The following is a 15851-nucleotide window of genomic DNA, read 5'->3' on the forward strand; positions in this document are numbered from 1 at the left end:
ACCATGTTGAAAGTCATTATTGTAGAAGATGAACCAATTATTTTAAAAGGATTACTTTACCGAATTGATTGGCTCAAAACGAACTGCATTGTCATTGGTACGGCAGAAAGCGGAATCGAGGGCTGTCAGCTTATTTTGGAGAAAAAGCCAGATATTGTGATTACAGATATTCGTATGCCCTTTAAAGATGGCTTGGAAATGTTGCAAGAAACAAAAGACGTCTGTCAGTACGAAGCCATCATTCTTTCAGGTTATGGAGAATTTCAATACGCACAACAAGCGATTCGACTAGGTGTGCACAATTATCTATTAAAGCCTGTTGATTTAAAAGACTTTGAAGCGACACTTCATGAGTTAGCAATGAGTGTACAAGAAAAAAGATCATCGAGCCAATCGAACAGTCATCGCCATGTACTTGATTTAAAAGTAGAATGGACAGAAGGTTCTAGTTATGCTGCAGATGCGATTCGATATATTGAAAAACACTATGATCAAAAAATTAGCTTGGCGATGGCTAGTAAAGTGATTGGTCTTTCAACTGTAAGCGTGAATACAAAATTAAAAGAGCGAACGGGGTATAGTTTTAATGAGTTACTAACCCGTTATCGATTAACTAAAGCGATTCAAAAATTGCAGCACGAAAATAGTCTAGTCTATGAAGTGGCTGAACAAACGGGGTTTAGCGATTACAAATATTTCAGTGCAGTTTTCAAAAAGTATATTGGTACTTCACCAAAGCAATTCCTCAAAAAGGGTATGTGATGGACGTTTTTGATCCATCTGTTTAATACGAGGATTAACGTGGAATAAACCAATAGATGGATATAAAGGAGGAAAGACAAGATGAAGCAACAACAAATTCGACTGCGTGAACGGCCTGACGGGTGGCCTAGTGAAGAGACTTTTTCGTATGAAGAGGTGGAAGTGAAAGAGCCTACACAAGATGAAGTGACGTTAAAAACCCGCTATCTCTCAGTTGATCCGTACATGCGAGGAAGAATGAACGATACAAAATCGTATGTAGAACCCTTTCAAATAGGAGAACCTTTAAACGGTGGAATTGTGGCAGAAGTCACGAAAACAAAATCAGAAAAGTTAAAGGTTGGCGATATTGTTTCAGGTGCATTAAATTGGCAAGAATACAATACTGTTCCTGCAGACACTGTACGTAAACTTGACCTACACGGAGCACCGATGTCAACAGCGTTAGGTGTGTTAGGAATGCCAGGGCTCACGGCGTACTTTGGTATGTATCACATTGGCGAGCCGAAAGAAGGCGAGACGGTCGTGGTATCAGGTGCAGCAGGTGCCGTTGGGTCCATTGCAGGGCAATTAGCTAAACGAAAAGGTGCACATGTTGTGGGCATTGTTGGTTCAAAGGAAAAAGCAGACTATATTCGTTCTATCGGGTTTGACGAGGCTATTGACTACAAAGAAAAGCATGTGGGGCAAGCATTAGAACAAGCATGTCCAAATGGAATTGATGTTTATTTTGAAAATGTTGGTGGCGAGATCTCAGATCAAGTCTGGCCGCTTCTTAACTCATTCGCTAGAGTCCCTGTTTGTGGTGCGATTTCTTCGTATAATCTAGAACAAGGAGAAGAAGATATAGGAAGACGGGTGCAAGGATACCTGGTAAAAGCTCGTGTGAAAATGCAAGGTTTCCTTGTAGGTGATTTCCAAAGTCATTACAAGGAAGCGTACGCGGATTTATCACGTTATTTACAAAACGATGAATTACAGTTTGAAGAAACGATTCATGAAGGATTCGATAAAGTACCAGAAGCTTTTCTTGGTTTATTTAAAGGGAAAAATATAGGCAAGCAGCTTGTAAAAGTAGAGAAATAAAAAGAAGCGTTCATACGATCGTATGAACGCTTTTTCTCGTCGACTTTTATTTCATTTTCACAGCGATAATCGCAACAATTAATCCAATGACAGCAAATAAACCGCCTACAGGGGCATTGAAATCGACCGTGTATACATCAATTGTCAATCCACCAACAACCGAGCCAATGGCCATACCAACATGAGTAGCAGAGTTGTTAATACTTTGTTGGATGTCAGACGTTTTCGGTGCAGAAGCAACGAGATGTCCTTGTATAGCCGGTGTAATCGTCCAGCTTAAAAAGTTCCACAACATTAAAAGTGGAATAAGTAGTATCCCGCTGTTTGAAACAAGCGGTATGATAAACAGGACAAAGGCAAAAAAGGATAATGCGACAACCATCGTCTGTCGATTGCCAAATCGATCCGATGCATATCCCCCAAACCAACTTCCGCAAATAGCCGCTATACCGAATAACAAATAAAGAAAGCTTAGGGCATTCCCTGATACATGTAACGTTGATTGTAAGAAGGGTGTTAAAAACGCATATAGTGTTAAATGACCAATAAAAAACAAAATGGAAACAGAATGTACCATCAAAATAGTTGGTTTCCGTAGGGCACGTAGTTGTGTCGATAGAGGCACATACGGCTTTGGTTCAATGGGATTTAATGTGAACTGGATCAATACCATTAAAATAAAGGTTACAGCTACAATAAAGACAAACGGCGCCCGCCACCCCCATTCGTTTCCAAGAAATAGACCTAATGGCACACCTAATACTAACGAGGCACTTACACCCATCAATACAGTTCCAATGGCTCTGGAGCGATAGGCTTCTGAACTAATTTGCGATGCAATGGTTAAACATAGCGAAACAAGGAGAGCCGCACCTGATGCCGATAAAATACGTGATACAAGAAGTACGAATAAACTATTGCTGATGACCGCAATACCATTTGAAAACAAAAATAGCACGAGAACAATCATAATTAATTTTTTTCGTTCCACTTTTGCAGTAAGGGATAGCAAAACCGGACCAGCAATCGCAAAGCTGAGAGAAAAAGCAGAAATTAATAAGCCGGCTTGACCTAGTGTGATATCTAAATCAGCTGCAATGAAAGGTAAGATACCTCCAATAATTAATTCAACTAGGCCAACAATAAAGGTAAGCGTTGTTAATAGGTAAATTCTTTTGTCCAAAACGGTTCCTCCCCAAATAAAAACAGGACCTCCTGTGAAACGGGAGGCCCTGCATTAAAGCATACATGTGCTAATTCGCTAACATAACGCCCATAGTTATGTCGCCTGAATACGTAATTACTCATAAGTTAGCACGGCTTTAAGGAAGTGTCAATCGGTCAATGTTCATTTGCTTCTTTGTCAATCTTCTCTGTTTCTGCTGGTGACTGCTTCGTAACATAGGTGCCTGCAATAAGGTCATGTATGGAGCGTCTTGATTTTGATAAGCCAACCATAAACGCACTAGCAACTAATAAAATTAAAGATGGAAAAAAGCCAAGAGCTAGTATGGTGAAATCGAATCCAGATAAAATGAATTCCTCACTTAAATCGTTGTTTTGTACGAATGTTAGCCATATTCGTGTATCAACAGTGAAAGAGAGGATTGTAACGCTAATAAGTATAGGTAACACATAGATAAGGCCGCCAATAATAGTACGTTTAATCATTGTCCAAATTCCTACGTTTGTACCGTCCATGTGAATGATGCGAATCTTAAACACCCGTTTACCGACCGTGTAACCATACCAAAAAACTGGTAGTAGTAGTGCGTACAAAAACTGTGCTAATTCTGTAATACCATCTTGCCAAGCTGCTAGTAAGAATAATCCTAGAAGAAATGCCAATCCATTAAATAAAATACCATCAAGTAAAAGGGCCCCAAGTCGTATCCAAAATCCTGCTGGTTTTGTTTCCATATGATCCCTCCTTTCCCTTTTAGAATATACCATATATTCTCTACTTTTATATAGCCTGACAGGAGTGTAAGCTTACACTGTAGGGATAGTTGTGGTACAATTGTTTATTGGAAAAGCAGATAACGCTTACGCATAAAGGATTGATAATAGATGAGTATTTTAACAGTGAAAAATTTAAGCCACGGCTTCGGTGATCGTGCCATTTTTCAAGATGTTTCGTTTCGATTATTAAAAGGCGAACATATTGGATTAATTGGTGCAAACGGTGAAGGAAAATCAACGTTTATGAATATTATTACCGGTAAGCTTATGCCAGATGAAGGAAAAGTAGAATGGTCAAAGAAAGTTCGAGTTGGCTATTTAGACCAGCATACCGTTCTTGAGCGTGGAATGACCATGCGGGATGTGCTAAAAGGTGCGTTTCAGTATTTGTACGACATGGAAACTGAAATGAATCAAATGTACGAGAAAATGGGAGACGTCACTCCAGAAGAGCTGGAAAAGCTATTAGAAGAGGTTGGTGTCATTCAAGACACGCTGACGAACAATGATTTCTATACCATTGACGCAAAAGTGGAAGAAGTTGCTCGTGGTCTAGGGCTAGATGATGTCGGTTTAGAAAAAGATGTAGAAGATTTAAGTGGTGGACAGCGAACGAAAGTATTACTGGCGAAACTATTACTTGAAAAACCGGACATTCTTTTACTAGATGAGCCGACAAACTATTTAGATGAACAACATATTGAATGGCTAAGACGATACCTACAGGAATATGAGAATGCGTTTATTCTTATTTCTCATGATATTCCATTTTTGAACAGTGTTATTAATTTAATTTATCATATGGAAAATCAAGAGTTAAACCGCTATGTTGGGGATTATGATCACTTTCTGGAAGTGCACGAAATGAAAAAGCAACAGCTTGAAGCAGCGTATAAACGCCAGCAGCAGGAAATGTCTCAGTTAAAAGACTTTGTTGCTCGGAATAAAGCACGAGTTTCCACACGAAACATGGCTATGTCTAGGCAGAAGAAACTGGATAAAATGGATGTCATTGAACTTGCAAAAGAAAAACCAAAACCAGAATTTCATTTCAAAGAAGCTCGTTCAACAAGTAAGCTTATTTTCGAGACAAAAGAGCTTGTTATTGGGTACGATGAGCCATTATCTAGACCGCTTGATTTACGGATGGAGCGTGGGCAGAAAATTGCTTTAGTTGGAGCGAACGGTATCGGGAAAACGACCCTTTTGAAAAGTTTACTTGGCATTCAAAAGCCTATTTCTGGTGCAGTCGAACGAGGCGATTATCAAGAGGTTGGTTATTTTGAACAAGAGGCAAAAGCAACGAATAATACGTGCATTGAAGAAATTTGGCAAGAGTTCCCTTCTCTCGGACAAGGAGAAGTTCGTTCCGCTCTAGCAAAATGTGGCCTTACTACAAAACACATTGAGAGTAAGATGGTTGTGTTAAGTGGAGGCGAAAAAGCCAAAGTCCGCTTATGCAAACTGATTAACCGAGAGTCGAATATTTTAGTCCTGGATGAGCCAACAAACCATTTAGATGTAGATGCAAAAGAAGAACTAAAACGCGCATTAAAGGCATACAAAGGTAGCATTATGTTGATTTCCCACGAACCAGAATTTTATCAAGATATTGTTACGGAAACATGGAACTGTGAGAGCTGGACGACAAAAGTCGTCTAATACGAACGAAAACGAAGATGACAAGCTCATCTTCGTTTTTTCTATATTTATACAGAAAAAGACCGTTTGTATAAATAAAAAACACATAATTTAGATTCAAAAACAAATGCTAGGACAAGAAAAGAACGAAACGGAGGATGACATGAATCAAGCCGTATTTTTAGACCGAGATGGCGTTATTAATGAGGTTAAAACGAACAGAGTAACGTTTGTCAATAAACCAACTGACTTTTACTTACTTGATGGAGTTGGAGAAGCCATTCGATCTTTTAATCAATCTGGTTTCGCTGTTTTTGTCGTGACAAATCAAGGTGGTGTGGGTCTTGGCTATATGACAGAAAAGACACTGCGCACGATTCATGAAAAAATGGTTAAACTCCTAGCTCAACATGGTGCAATCGTCAACGATATCGCATATTGTATCCATCGACCAAATGAAGGTTGTCATTGTCGAAAGCCAGGCCCGCTTATGATCAAGCAATTAAGCGATATGTATGGAGTCGATCCAACAACAAGTATCATGGTAGGCGATCGAGAACCCGACATTAAAGCAGGTAAGAAGGCAGGCTGTAAAACGGTTTTAGTCGGTAGTCGAACGAATGCAAATTATGGTGCAGATGCCGTTTTTAAAACTTTGGCTGATGCTGTTCCTTGGATTTTAAAAGAGAAAAGCCTATAAAGGCAGATGTATTCTTAAGGAGGATGAAAATGAAAAACAAGATGTCCTATGGTGATGACTACAAAACACTCCCACTAACAACAATTGGAAATGGCGTGACCATTCAAGTATGTGAAGATGTCTTTCAATATACAAATGCCTTTGTAAATGTTTTCTTTATTGGCCATTCAAACGTCGGTGACTACGTAGTCGTTGATGCAGGTGTTCCAGGTGGAGCAAAAGATATTATAGAAGCTGCTCAATCAATATATGGCACAAAAAAACCAAAAGCCATTCTATTAACCCATGGTCATTTTGATCATGTTGGTTCTATTATTGAACTTATTGATTATTGGCAAGTACAAGTATATGCACACCCTTTAGAGTTGCCATATCTGACTGGAAAAGAACGATATCCAGAGCCAGATCCAAGCGTCGAAGGTGGTCTATTGGCAAAGATTTCTTCTTTATTCCCTAACGAACCCATTCAAATAATTGAACATGTCTCTGCCTTACCAGAGGGAGAAGTCCCTTTTTTAGAATCATTTCAATGGATTCATACTCCAGGTCATACCCCAGGACACGTTTCCTTTTTTCGTGAACACGATCGGTGTTTACTTGTGGGAGATGCATTCACTACGGTTCGACAAGATCAATTATATGAAACGATTGTTCAAAAACAAGAAGTAAATGGTCCGCCTCGCTATTTTACGACTGATTGGAATGAAGCAGAAAAATCTATTGTAAACTTACAGAAGCTTGAACCGCTAGTAGCTGTTACTGGTCACGGAGTTCCCGTTTCTGGTGAAGAACTAACGTCTGGGTTAATTGCGTTAATAGCAAATTTTAAAGAAGTGTATAAACCAGATTACGGAAGATATGTTGAATAAGTAGCAATCAGGTCTCATGGTATTTTCACTTTCAATTTAAGCATTCTTGCCTTATCCTTTTTTAAAAGGAGTGAATGTTTATGGGTTTTGATTTTCAACAAGTCGATGTATTTACAACTAAGCCGTTTAAAGGAAATCCTGTAGCCGTCATACATAATGGAGACGGGCTATCGACCGAGATTATGCAGGCTATCGCAAATTGGACAAATCTATCTGAAACCACTTTTGTCTGTAAAGCAGATCATCCACTCGCAGATTATAAACTGCGTATCTTTACCCCTCATAGTGAGCTTCCTTTCGCTGGTCACCCAACGATTGGTTCTGTAGCAGCCGTTATGGAGCGGGGGTTAAAGCCAAAACAGGAAGGACGTATTATTCAAGAATGTCAAAGAGGTCTTGTTACAATTATACAAGAGGATGATAGGTTTTTCTTCGAATTACCTGAACCAAAAGTAGAGCATGTTGATGAAGAAATCGTCCAACACATAGCAGAAGCTATTGGAGTTAGCAATGAATACATTGAAGATCGTTTGATTATAGATGTAGGCCCTGTCTGGTTAACATTAAAAATAAATAGAGACGTTAATATTAAACGTCTTAGACCAGTTATGAATCAATTAATGAAGGCTATACCTTCAGGAATAACAGGTGTAACCATTTTTGGAGACAGTAGTAATGTAGACTCACTGTTTGAAGTTCGATCATTTGCTCCAGGCGAAGGCGTACCGGAAGATCCTGTTTGCGGTAGTGGAAATGGAGCAGTAGCTACTATGGTGCGTAAGATGGCATTGCCTGTAACGGAATTTTCAACCAGCCAAGGTAGTTGTGTAGGTCGTGATGGGAAAGTTGACATTCGCTATCGAGACGGCCACATTTTAATAGGTGGCAGGACAGTCACCTGTATAGAAGGGAAGTTAACAGTATAAACAACGATTATAAATTAAAAAGCTGGCATAAGTAGCCAGCTTTTTTATCAATGATAGTGATACCCGACTTCTCGGTTACCTAAGTCTTGAACAGGGCGATAGTTAGATGGATAGATCGATTGAAAGCGATCAAGTTGCTCTCTTGAAACCTCTATTGGCTCATCCAAAACTGTCCATTTTACCCCTTCATCACATGGAGGCGTTGTTAAAGAACCTTCGTATTGAAAGGAATTCAATTCGCCGGGGATGAAATCGTTAGGGTCGAGTACAACGGTTTCCGTAGCTGTACCTTCCTCCGTTGGCATTAAGTCCCATACTTGGTCCAGTGCTTCGTGATGGGCTCCTTCTTCCATTAGCACCCCTAAAACTGCTAAATTATCATTTTTGTCTACATGAACGAGATGTAATTCCATTTCGAAATGTTCATCTTCTAGTGTGTGCTCACTTGGTGTGTGAAAATGAAATTGAGCGAGTGTATACGGTACACCGGCTAGGCGAAGGGTGCTTCCCGTCGATCCGTGCACATCTGCTTGAATGGTATGGCCGTTGTTCTGAACAGAAAATGTTGTTGGTTGATATGTATTGATAAGCGGCCATTTTGCAGAAGATAGATTGCTATACGATAATGCAATTGGAGATTGTTGCTCACCAATCGAACACATCGCATAAGATTCATCGAGTTCTCCCCAATGTTCTGGTCCTGTCTCCCCTTCATAAGACCAAGAAGCTTGTAAGGCTTGAACAGGACCTTGATACGTGAGAGTACTAGCTTGAACAGATGAAGGCAAAAGCGTTGTAGCGGCAATACTAGAAAGAGATAGAGAGATTAATAGATTTTTAATTGGAAACGCCTCCTTTTTTAACTTACGTTAAGATTATCCCCTATAAAAACCCATTAATCTACATCGTTTTCCATTTTCCCAACATGAATCTACCGGTTTTTGTTAAAAAAATAGAAGCCTTATCGATTTTTAAAGCTTCTGTAGAACACTAAGGTTCCTTTTTTAGTGCATAAGTATAAATAGAATCCAATACTTTTTGTTTCAGGCTTTTTTCAGTGCTTGCTGCCATTCTAGGTTCATATAATAATGGTGATAATGAAAAGGGTGATCCGAATGGAGAATCAAGAGGAACAAGAGAAACTTAGACTATCAGAGGATTGTTTTTACTTCGAAACGCTTATTGGCGTCATTTCATCGACATTGTTTTTTTTAGGCGTAAAAATAGGAAGAGATGTTTCAAGAGTCAATCAAACGACAACGCCATTATCTGATGAAGACATGGAAGAACTTATTGTCTTTTCTGGGGCATCTTCAACAGTAGGTGGGCTACGTCATTATCAGGATATAGAAGATCTACTCGTTTCATTACAAAAAGATTTACATCATGTTGAGAGAGAATTGAACGAAATGAAACGAAAAATGAATCACTATTACCGTTGAACGAACATGAGAAATCAATTAGATTGAATCGTGCAAAAAATGTGTGAAAATGATACGATAGGAAGATCCTTTTTAAGCGAATGGAGAATGCGAAATGACTCACATAGTCACGTGCCGAAATGTCACATTTAAAAGAGATGGACAGCAGGTGTTAAACGATATAAATTGGACCATTAACCAAGGGGAGCATTGGTGTATACTCGGATTAAACGGGTCTGGGAAAACGACTTTACTGAATTTAATCAACGGCTATGCTTTTCCGACAACAGGAACGATATCCGTATTAGGGAATGAATTCGGTAAAACAAATTTACCTAATCTTCGAAAAAGAATTGGTTACGTCAGTAGTTCGTTAGACCGCTTTTTGCATATTATGCAAAATGAAACTGCAGAGGAAATAGTAGCAAGTGGTAAGTACGCTTCCTTCGGCTTATATGAACATTTATCCGATCAAGAATGGCTGCGTGTGAATGATATTCTTGAAGCACTTCGTTTACAACATTTGAAAGGCAAATCATTTTCTGTTTTATCTCAAGGCGAAAAAAGACGGGTCTTAATTGGACGAGCTTTAATGAATAATCCTGACATTCTCATTCTAGATGAACCGTGTACAGGTTTAGATGTATTAACACGTGAAGAGTTAATCAACGTAATGAATGAAATTAGTGCAAGAGGAAGTCACATCATTTATGTTACGCATCATATTGAAGAAATATCTGATGTCATAACCAATGTATTAATGGTTCGTGATGGTGAAGTGATAGGATCTGGTCGGAAAGACGAAGTACTGACTAATGAATCATTGTCCGCTACCTTTAAATTACCGGTGAGTGTAAGATGGTTGCACGGTCGCCCCTGGCTTAATATTTCTATACAAGCCAATTAAACCTCTCGAAATTATGAGAGGTTTTTGGCTGTTTTTCGACGTTGGTGTTGAAGGGTGAAGCCGTAAACAATACAAGAAATGAGAATAAGTATCCAGATGAGGTCGCGATATGTATCAAAAGAAAGGGTGAAAAAGCGGTGGCTCATTTCGAGGAGGAACCATCCTAATGGTAATAAGGGAAATGCATAGATACTCGCTTTTCGATAGCCTTCAGTATTTGTTTCTTCTTTTGCTTCTTTTGATTGAAAGAATTGGAGCTCTTTGTATCCATAATAAAAAAATGGAATAAGCAAGGACGCTCCTATTAGTACGATCATGTCTATAGCCCCCTTTATCTATCCGGTTATAGAAAGGGTATCATGGCATTGGATCAATGTAAAAACGAGATGGGAGAAAAAAATGATAAAATATATTGATAATGAGAATCTTTATCAGTATTATTAAAGAGAGAGGAGTGATTGTATGCAGAATGAATTACAGCTTTATGATATCACCATTGTTGGTGGAGGACCTGCAGGCCTTTTCGCTGCTTTTTATAGTGGTATGCGCTCAATGAAAACAAAATTAATCGAAGCAAGCCCTTATTTAGGAGGGAAATTAAATAGCTATCCAGATAAGATGATATGGGATGTTGGAGGACAACCGCCAATTAAAGCAAAGCAACTCGCTAGGCAGCTTATAGCGCAAGCAATGACGTTTGATCCAACTATTGTCTTAAATCAACAGATTCAAGATATTAAACGTACAAGAGAAGGATACTATATCATCCAGTCCAGAACAGGTGAGTGTCACCTTACACGTACCATCGTTCTTTCGATCGGATATGGTACAAAAAGTGCAATAAAATTATCGGTTAAAGATGCAGATAAATATGAGAATTCAAACCTTCATTACACTGTAACAGACGTAAAACAATATAAAGGGAAGCGTGTATTAATTTCTGGTGGTGGAGACTCTGCTGTTGATTTTGCGAACGCTTTATATGGTATCGCCCATGATGTAATGGTTGTTCATCGTCGAAACGAGTTTAAAGGACATGAGCGAAATGTAGAAAAAATGTTTACTAATCGTATTCGGGTTAAAATGCCGTTTGCCGTTAAACGACTTGATGGTGATCAAGCAAGGATTAATGCTGTAGAGATTGATCAAGTAGATGATAAAGGTGTCTTTTTGAATAGATGTGAGCATGTAAAAGTAGATGCAGTCATTGTCAATCATGGAATGAAGGCAGACATTGGAGGAATTCGAAACTGGGGTCTAAAAACAGATGACAGACATATTCTCGTCAATAATAAACTCGAAACTGGAAAAGATGGAATCTATGCTGCTGGTGATAGCGCGATGTTTGGCAACAAAATTCATCTGTTGGCAGGTGCATTTACCGATGCGGCTACAGCAGTAAATCATGCAAAGACTTATATAAAACCAGAGTCAGCCATGGACATTTTCATTTCTTCTCATAATCCTGTTTTTGATGAAAAAAATGAAAGGATCGAACAGGCTGCAAAATAAAATTGACTTTCGGAGGAAGGTACACTAATATAATTGATATCGATTATCATTTTCAATTATAAAGAGATGTACATAGGAAGAGGAGAACGTACGATATGATTAAGCTTAACCACTCATCTAAACTATTTTTGTTTTCTACAGCAATGATTGCTGCACTAGCAGGTTGTTCAGATAGCTCTAATGACACGTCTTCAGACGATACAGATGCTACTATTGATAGCGAAAGCAGTACGGAAGAACAAATTGTCATTGAACATGCATTTGGAGAAACGGTACTTGACTCAGTACCTGACCGTGTTGCCACGGTGCAATGGGGGAACCAAGATGTAGCTTTAGCATTAGGTGTTGTGCCCGTTGGATTCTCTGCCGCCAATTTCGGTGTGCAAGATGACAGCGGTTTACTACCATGGACAGCAGAAAAGCTTGAAGAACTAGGTGAAGAAGATCCAAATGTTTTTCAAGACACAGATGGGCTAGACTTTGAGGCTATTGCTGATTCACAACCAGATGTTATACTCGCTGCTTACTCAGGTATTACAGAAGAAGATTACAATTTATTAAGTGAAATTGCGCCAGTTGTCGCTTATCCAACTTCTCCTTGGACAACGTCTTGGCGTGATCATGTGTTAATGAATGCAGAAGGTATGGGTTTGAAAGAACAAGGCGAGCAACTGATTGAAGATACAGAACAACTGATTGATGAAAAATTAGCTGAATATCCGGAAATTGAAGGGAAGACCGTTGCTTGGGTAAACTTCTCTGCAACAGATATGTCTAATTTACATTTATATACACCTACAGATACGCGGGTTGCATTTTTAACTGAAGAACTCAATATGGAATTTCCTCAAGAAATTAAAGATGAACTATCAAATGAAGAAGACTTTTCATTAAGTTTAAGTGCTGAGAATGCAGATATCCTTAATAATGTAGATGTTATTCTTGGTTATGGGGACGATGATTTATTTGAAGCGTTACAAAGTGATGCTCGTCTAGGACAAATCCCTGCTATTGAAAGAGGATCAGTGGCATTTATCAATGGTGGCTCTGAATTAGGAGCAGCAGGTACACCGAATCCACTGTCTATTTCTTATACACTTGATGAGTATTTAGAGTTAATTGGAGATGCGCTGAATCAGGCAGAGGAGTAAATCTGGTGAAGGCCGTTGTGAAACATCATCGCTATTCACCTAAGCACGCAACAATGGTTATCGGCTTTTTACTAGCGATGCTACTTGTTAGCGTGCTTTCCTCTGTTGCTTTTGGCTCTCGTGTCATTACATGGAACGAATTAATGTCCGGCTTATTTTTCTCTGATTACGATTCTTATAGCGCAAGTGTCGTGCGAGAGCGAATACCACGGACAATTTTCAGTTTACTTTGTGGAGCGGCTCTCGGTGTATCAGGTGCACTCATGCAGGCCGTCACCCGGAATCCAATTGCTGATCCTAGTATTTTAGGTGTGAATACTGGGGCAGCCCTATTTGTTGTAGCGGGATTAGCCTTTTTTAATATAAGTACAACAAATCAATATATTTTGTTTGCGATTGTGGGTGCGATGCTCACAGCCCTATTTGTTTATGGAATTGGTTCAATGGGACGGGCAGGGGCCACGCCGCTAAAGCTTGTATTAGCAGGCGTAGCTACGAGTGCGGCACTTTCTTCTATCGTAAGTGCCATTATGCTGAATCGGACTTATGTGATGGATCAATTCCGCTTTTGGCAAGTGGGTAGTGTCGGATCGGGAAGTTGGGAATCCATTTCGACTTTCTTACCTTTTCTTGTTGTTGGACTTTTTGTAGGAATCCTTTCTGCTTCTGCATTAAATGCGCTAGCACTAGGTGATGAAGTCGCAACCGGACAAGGGGTTCGTACGGGGCTACTGCGCATAACAGCTGCATTTGCTGGCGTACTATTATGTGGGGCTGCTACTGCTTTAGCAGGCCCAATCGGGTTTATTGGACTATTGTCTGCTCACCTCATTCGTCTATTACTTGGCGCTGATTTACGCTATATTATTCCGCTTTCTGCCATTGCAGGAGCAGTTATTCTAACGATTTCCGATGTTGCTGGCCGCTTAATTGGCAGTCCTGGTGAACTTGAAGCCGGTGTCATTACTGCCTTTATAGGAGCACCTATTTTAATCTTATTTGCGATGCGCATGAAAGTACGTTCACTATGATGAGACATACACGGAACACCCAATCTATGAAAAAGATTCAATTAGGACGTAAGAAAAGACAATTTCGCTGGTGGGCGGTCAATGTTACCTTATTTAGTACTGGTGTTTTACTTTGCGGCGCTATGCTGATGCTAGGTAATACGATTTATCCTGCAAATGACGTTTTTCGCGCTTTGTTAGGAGAAGAGCTGGGAAGTATAAATTTTGCAGTCAATACGATTCGATTTCCACGTATGCTTGCTGGTTTATTTGCTGGCTTTGCATTCGGTATTGCTGGTAATACGTTTCAGACAATGTTACGGAACCCATTAGCTAATCCTGATGTACTTGGGATTACCGCTGGATCTAGTGCTGCTGCATTATTTTGTATTCTTGTGCTACAAACGAGTAATAGCATTGTCTCGATTGTGGCCATTCTTGCTGGTCTCGCAACCGTTGTGTTGATCTATGGATTATCGAGAGGAAGAACGTTTTCAGTCGGACGACTTATTCTTGTTGGAATTGGTGTACAAGCAATGTTAAGTGCAGTCATCTCCTATTTACTAATGAGAGGGGCGCAAGAAGATCTTCCTTCAGCAATGCGTTGGTTAAGCGGAAGTTTAAACGGTGCACAACTAGACGCTATCTATCCACTCATGTTAACGGTTATCATTTGTTCACCTGTTGTCATGTTGTTAAGTAAGCATTTGAGCATTTTGGAATTAGGAGAGCAGTCCGCTACATCCCTTGGATTAAATACAGACCGTACGCGCGTGTTGCTTATTTTTGCGTCAGTTTGCATGATTGCACTAGCTACGGCCACAACAGGTCCAATTGCATTCGTAGCATTTTTGGCTGGTCCAATCGCTAAACGCCTAGTTGGTTCAGGTCTTTCAACGGTTCTTCCAGCAGGGCTAGTAGGGGTAAACTTAGTGTTAGCTGCAGACTTGGTTGGCCAATTTGCGTTTGAAATTCGCTTTCCCGTGGGAGTGATTACGGGTATGTTGGGAGCGCCATTCCTGCTTTATTTACTTATACGTATGAACCGGAAGGGAAGTTTATAATGAAAGGAACTCACCAGTTTGAAACAAAAGACATTGTAGCAGGCTATGATGGGACAACCATTTTAAATGATGTCAGTTTAGTGGTACCAAACAACAAAATAAACGTTATTATTGGAGCGAACGCTTGCGGCAAATCGACCTTATTAAAAACGATGGCACGTTTATTAAAGCCGGATGAAGGTTCCATTACCCTTGATGGCAAAAAAATTCATGACATTCCCCCTAAAAAGTTGGCAAAAGTACTCGGTCTTTTACCGCAATCACCTATTGTTCCAGAAGGAATCACAGTAGCCGATCTTGTTGGTCGAGGAAGATTTCCTCATCAGTCCATCTTTAAAGGCTGGTCAAAAAAAGACTATGAAGCGGTTACGGAAGCAATGGACATGATGAAGATTACAGAGCTCGCTAATCGTAATATCGATGAATTGTCTGGAGGACAAAGGCAACGCGTTTGGATTGCAATGGCGTTAACGCAACAAACTGACATTTTGTTTCTTGATGAACCGACTACATTTTTGGATATTACGTACCAAGTGGAAATTCTTGATCTGCTAACGGACTTGAACCGTAAGCATGGAACGACAATTGTTATGGTTCTACATGATATTAACCTTACTGCCCGTTACGCTGATTATATCTTTGCTTTAAAACAAGGCCGTCTTATAGCAGAAGGCTTACCAGGGGAAGTCATCACGAGTGAACTTATCCAAGAAATCTTTGAATTAAAATGCGACGTAATTGCCGATCCTGTTTCACATACGCCTCTTGTTGTGCCAAAAGGTCGTTACCATATAAATGTTTAGTCACCTTCCCAAGCTAACCGATTTAGCTTGGTTTTTT

At 39.7% G+C, this 15851-nt stretch carries 17 protein-coding genes; 13 read left to right on the forward strand and 4 right to left on the reverse strand.

The annotated features are described in order from the left end of the window. Positions 1 to 3 precede the first annotated feature (3 nt). A complete protein-coding gene (locus PQ477_RS17905) occupies positions 4 to 762 on the forward strand; it encodes a response regulator transcription factor (protein WP_035398339.1) in 759 nt (252 codons plus the stop codon). Between the two features lie 81 nt (positions 763 to 843). Beyond that, on the forward strand, positions 844 to 1848 hold the full coding sequence (locus PQ477_RS17910; RefSeq protein ID WP_060705745.1) for an NADP-dependent oxidoreductase: 1005 nt from the start codon (positions 844 to 846) through the stop codon (positions 1846 to 1848). Positions 1849 to 1894: 46 nt separating this feature from the next. Here PQ477_RS17910 and PQ477_RS17915 read toward each other — a convergent pair whose 3' ends face one another. Together PQ477_RS17915 and PQ477_RS17920 are read right to left on the reverse strand one after the other, a co-directional pair. Then, on the reverse strand, positions 1895 to 3031 hold the full coding sequence (locus tag PQ477_RS17915; protein WP_274272605.1) for an MFS transporter: 1137 nt from the start codon (positions 3029 to 3031) through the stop codon (positions 1895 to 1897). A gap of 158 nt (positions 3032 to 3189) precedes the next feature. Next, a complete protein-coding gene (locus PQ477_RS17920) occupies positions 3190 to 3768 on the reverse strand; it encodes an RDD family protein (RefSeq protein ID WP_144558937.1) in 579 nt (192 codons plus the stop codon). A 150-nt stretch (positions 3769 to 3918) separates the two neighbouring features. Between PQ477_RS17920 and PQ477_RS17925 the strand changes: the two genes are divergently transcribed. The 4 genes from PQ477_RS17925 to PQ477_RS17940 all read left to right on the forward strand — a co-directional run bounded on the left by PQ477_RS17925 (position 3919) and on the right by PQ477_RS17940 (position 7946). Continuing rightward, positions 3919 to 5472 (forward strand): ABC-F family ATP-binding cassette domain-containing protein, encoded by a 1554-nt coding sequence (locus PQ477_RS17925; protein ID WP_144558938.1) that lies wholly within the window; start codon positions 3919 to 3921, stop codon positions 5470 to 5472. 142 nt (positions 5473 to 5614) lie between these two features. Continuing rightward, a complete protein-coding gene (locus PQ477_RS17930) occupies positions 5615 to 6151 on the forward strand; it encodes a D-glycero-alpha-D-manno-heptose-1,7-bisphosphate 7-phosphatase (RefSeq protein ID WP_274272606.1) in 537 nt (178 codons plus the stop codon). Positions 6152 to 6180: 29 nt separating this feature from the next. Next, the gene (locus PQ477_RS17935) at positions 6181 to 7020 is read left to right on the forward strand and encodes an MBL fold metallo-hydrolase (RefSeq protein WP_035398910.1); all 840 of its coding nucleotides are present in this window, start codon (positions 6181 to 6183) and stop codon (positions 7018 to 7020) included. 80 nt (positions 7021 to 7100) lie between these two features. Further along, positions 7101 to 7946 carry a PhzF family phenazine biosynthesis protein gene (locus PQ477_RS17940; RefSeq protein WP_274272607.1) on the forward strand — a complete coding sequence of 282 codons (846 nt, stop codon included), beginning with the start codon at positions 7101 to 7103 and terminating at the stop codon, positions 7944 to 7946. Positions 7947 to 7993: 47 nt separating this feature from the next. Here PQ477_RS17940 and PQ477_RS17945 read toward each other — a convergent pair whose 3' ends face one another. Beyond that, positions 7994 to 8734: a carbonic anhydrase gene (locus tag PQ477_RS17945; protein WP_052008355.1), complete on the reverse strand. Its 741-nt coding sequence runs from the start codon at positions 8732 to 8734 to the stop codon at positions 7994 to 7996. A 327-nt stretch (positions 8735 to 9061) separates the two neighbouring features. Between PQ477_RS17945 and PQ477_RS17950 the strand changes: the two genes are divergently transcribed. Both PQ477_RS17950 and PQ477_RS17955 read left to right on the forward strand, forming a co-directional pair. Then, positions 9062 to 9388 (forward strand): hypothetical protein, encoded by a 327-nt coding sequence (locus tag PQ477_RS17950; protein WP_274272608.1) that lies wholly within the window; start codon positions 9062 to 9064, stop codon positions 9386 to 9388. 94 nt (positions 9389 to 9482) lie between these two features. After that, a complete protein-coding gene (locus tag PQ477_RS17955; protein WP_144558940.1) occupies positions 9483 to 10274 on the forward strand; it encodes an ABC transporter ATP-binding protein in 792 nt (263 codons plus the stop codon). Positions 10275 to 10285: 11 nt separating this feature from the next. Here PQ477_RS17955 and PQ477_RS17960 read toward each other — a convergent pair whose 3' ends face one another. Continuing rightward, positions 10286 to 10591 carry a hypothetical protein gene (locus tag PQ477_RS17960; RefSeq protein ID WP_274272609.1) on the reverse strand — a complete coding sequence of 102 codons (306 nt, stop codon included), beginning with the start codon at positions 10589 to 10591 and terminating at the stop codon, positions 10286 to 10288. Positions 10592 to 10736: 145 nt separating this feature from the next. On the opposite strand from PQ477_RS17960, the gene PQ477_RS17965 reads away from it, so the two are divergent. The 5 genes from PQ477_RS17965 to PQ477_RS17985 all read left to right on the forward strand — a co-directional run bounded on the left by PQ477_RS17965 (position 10737) and on the right by PQ477_RS17985 (position 15814). After that, positions 10737 to 11786, forward strand: a complete 1050-nt coding sequence (locus PQ477_RS17965; RefSeq protein ID WP_274272610.1) for an NAD(P)/FAD-dependent oxidoreductase — start codon at positions 10737 to 10739, stop codon at positions 11784 to 11786. Positions 11787 to 11881: 95 nt separating this feature from the next. Continuing rightward, a complete protein-coding gene (locus PQ477_RS17970; RefSeq protein WP_274272611.1) occupies positions 11882 to 12937 on the forward strand; it encodes an iron-siderophore ABC transporter substrate-binding protein in 1056 nt (351 codons plus the stop codon). Between the two features lie 53 nt (positions 12938 to 12990). Then, positions 12991 to 13968 (forward strand): FecCD family ABC transporter permease, encoded by a 978-nt coding sequence (locus tag PQ477_RS17975; RefSeq protein ID WP_274273596.1) that lies wholly within the window; start codon positions 12991 to 12993, stop codon positions 13966 to 13968. A 26-nt stretch (positions 13969 to 13994) separates the two neighbouring features. Beyond that, positions 13995 to 15011 (forward strand): FecCD family ABC transporter permease, encoded by a 1017-nt coding sequence (locus tag PQ477_RS17980; RefSeq protein ID WP_274272612.1) that lies wholly within the window; start codon positions 13995 to 13997, stop codon positions 15009 to 15011. Beyond that, entirely contained in the window at positions 15011 to 15814 is an 804-nt protein-coding gene (locus PQ477_RS17985) for an ABC transporter ATP-binding protein (RefSeq protein WP_274272613.1), read from the forward strand. The genes PQ477_RS17980 and PQ477_RS17985 overlap by 1 nt, the downstream gene beginning before the upstream one ends. The last annotated feature ends 37 nt before the right edge of the window (positions 15815 to 15851 follow it).

Source organism: Shouchella hunanensis (assembly GCF_028735875.1).
GTDB classification, from domain to species: domain Bacteria; phylum Bacillota; class Bacilli; order Bacillales; family Bacillaceae_D; genus Shouchella; species Shouchella hunanensis.

Bases quoted from the DNA above. Each gene is read 5' to 3' on its own strand.
- PQ477_RS17905 (WP_035398339.1), top strand. From the start codon at position 4: ATGTTGAAAGTCATTATTGTAGAAGATGAACCAATTATTTTAAAAGGA.
- PQ477_RS17910 (WP_060705745.1), top strand. From the start codon at position 844: ATGAAGCAACAACAAATTCGACTGCGTGAACGGCCTGACGGGTGGCCT.
- PQ477_RS17920 (WP_144558937.1), bottom strand. From the start codon at position 3,768: ATGGAAACAAAACCAGCAGGATTTTGGATACGACTTGGGGCCCTTTTA.
- PQ477_RS17925 (WP_144558938.1), top strand. From the start codon at position 3,919: ATGAGTATTTTAACAGTGAAAAATTTAAGCCACGGCTTCGGTGATCGT.
- PQ477_RS17930 (WP_274272606.1), top strand. From the start codon at position 5,615: ATGAATCAAGCCGTATTTTTAGACCGAGATGGCGTTATTAATGAGGTT.
- PQ477_RS17935 (WP_035398910.1), top strand. From the start codon at position 6,181: ATGAAAAACAAGATGTCCTATGGTGATGACTACAAAACACTCCCACTA.
- PQ477_RS17940 (WP_274272607.1), top strand. From the start codon at position 7,101: ATGGGTTTTGATTTTCAACAAGTCGATGTATTTACAACTAAGCCGTTT.
- PQ477_RS17950 (WP_274272608.1), top strand. From the start codon at position 9,062: ATGGAGAATCAAGAGGAACAAGAGAAACTTAGACTATCAGAGGATTGT.
- PQ477_RS17955 (WP_144558940.1), top strand. From the start codon at position 9,483: ATGACTCACATAGTCACGTGCCGAAATGTCACATTTAAAAGAGATGGA.
- PQ477_RS17960 (WP_274272609.1), bottom strand. From the start codon at position 10,591: ATGATCGTACTAATAGGAGCGTCCTTGCTTATTCCATTTTTTTATTAT.
- PQ477_RS17965 (WP_274272610.1), top strand. From the start codon at position 10,737: ATGCAGAATGAATTACAGCTTTATGATATCACCATTGTTGGTGGAGGA.
- PQ477_RS17970 (WP_274272611.1), top strand. From the start codon at position 11,882: ATGATTAAGCTTAACCACTCATCTAAACTATTTTTGTTTTCTACAGCA.
- PQ477_RS17975 (WP_274273596.1), top strand. From the start codon at position 12,991: ATGGTTATCGGCTTTTTACTAGCGATGCTACTTGTTAGCGTGCTTTCC.
- PQ477_RS17980 (WP_274272612.1), top strand. From the start codon at position 13,995: ATGAAAAAGATTCAATTAGGACGTAAGAAAAGACAATTTCGCTGGTGG.
- PQ477_RS17985 (WP_274272613.1), top strand. From the start codon at position 15,011: ATGAAAGGAACTCACCAGTTTGAAACAAAAGACATTGTAGCAGGCTAT.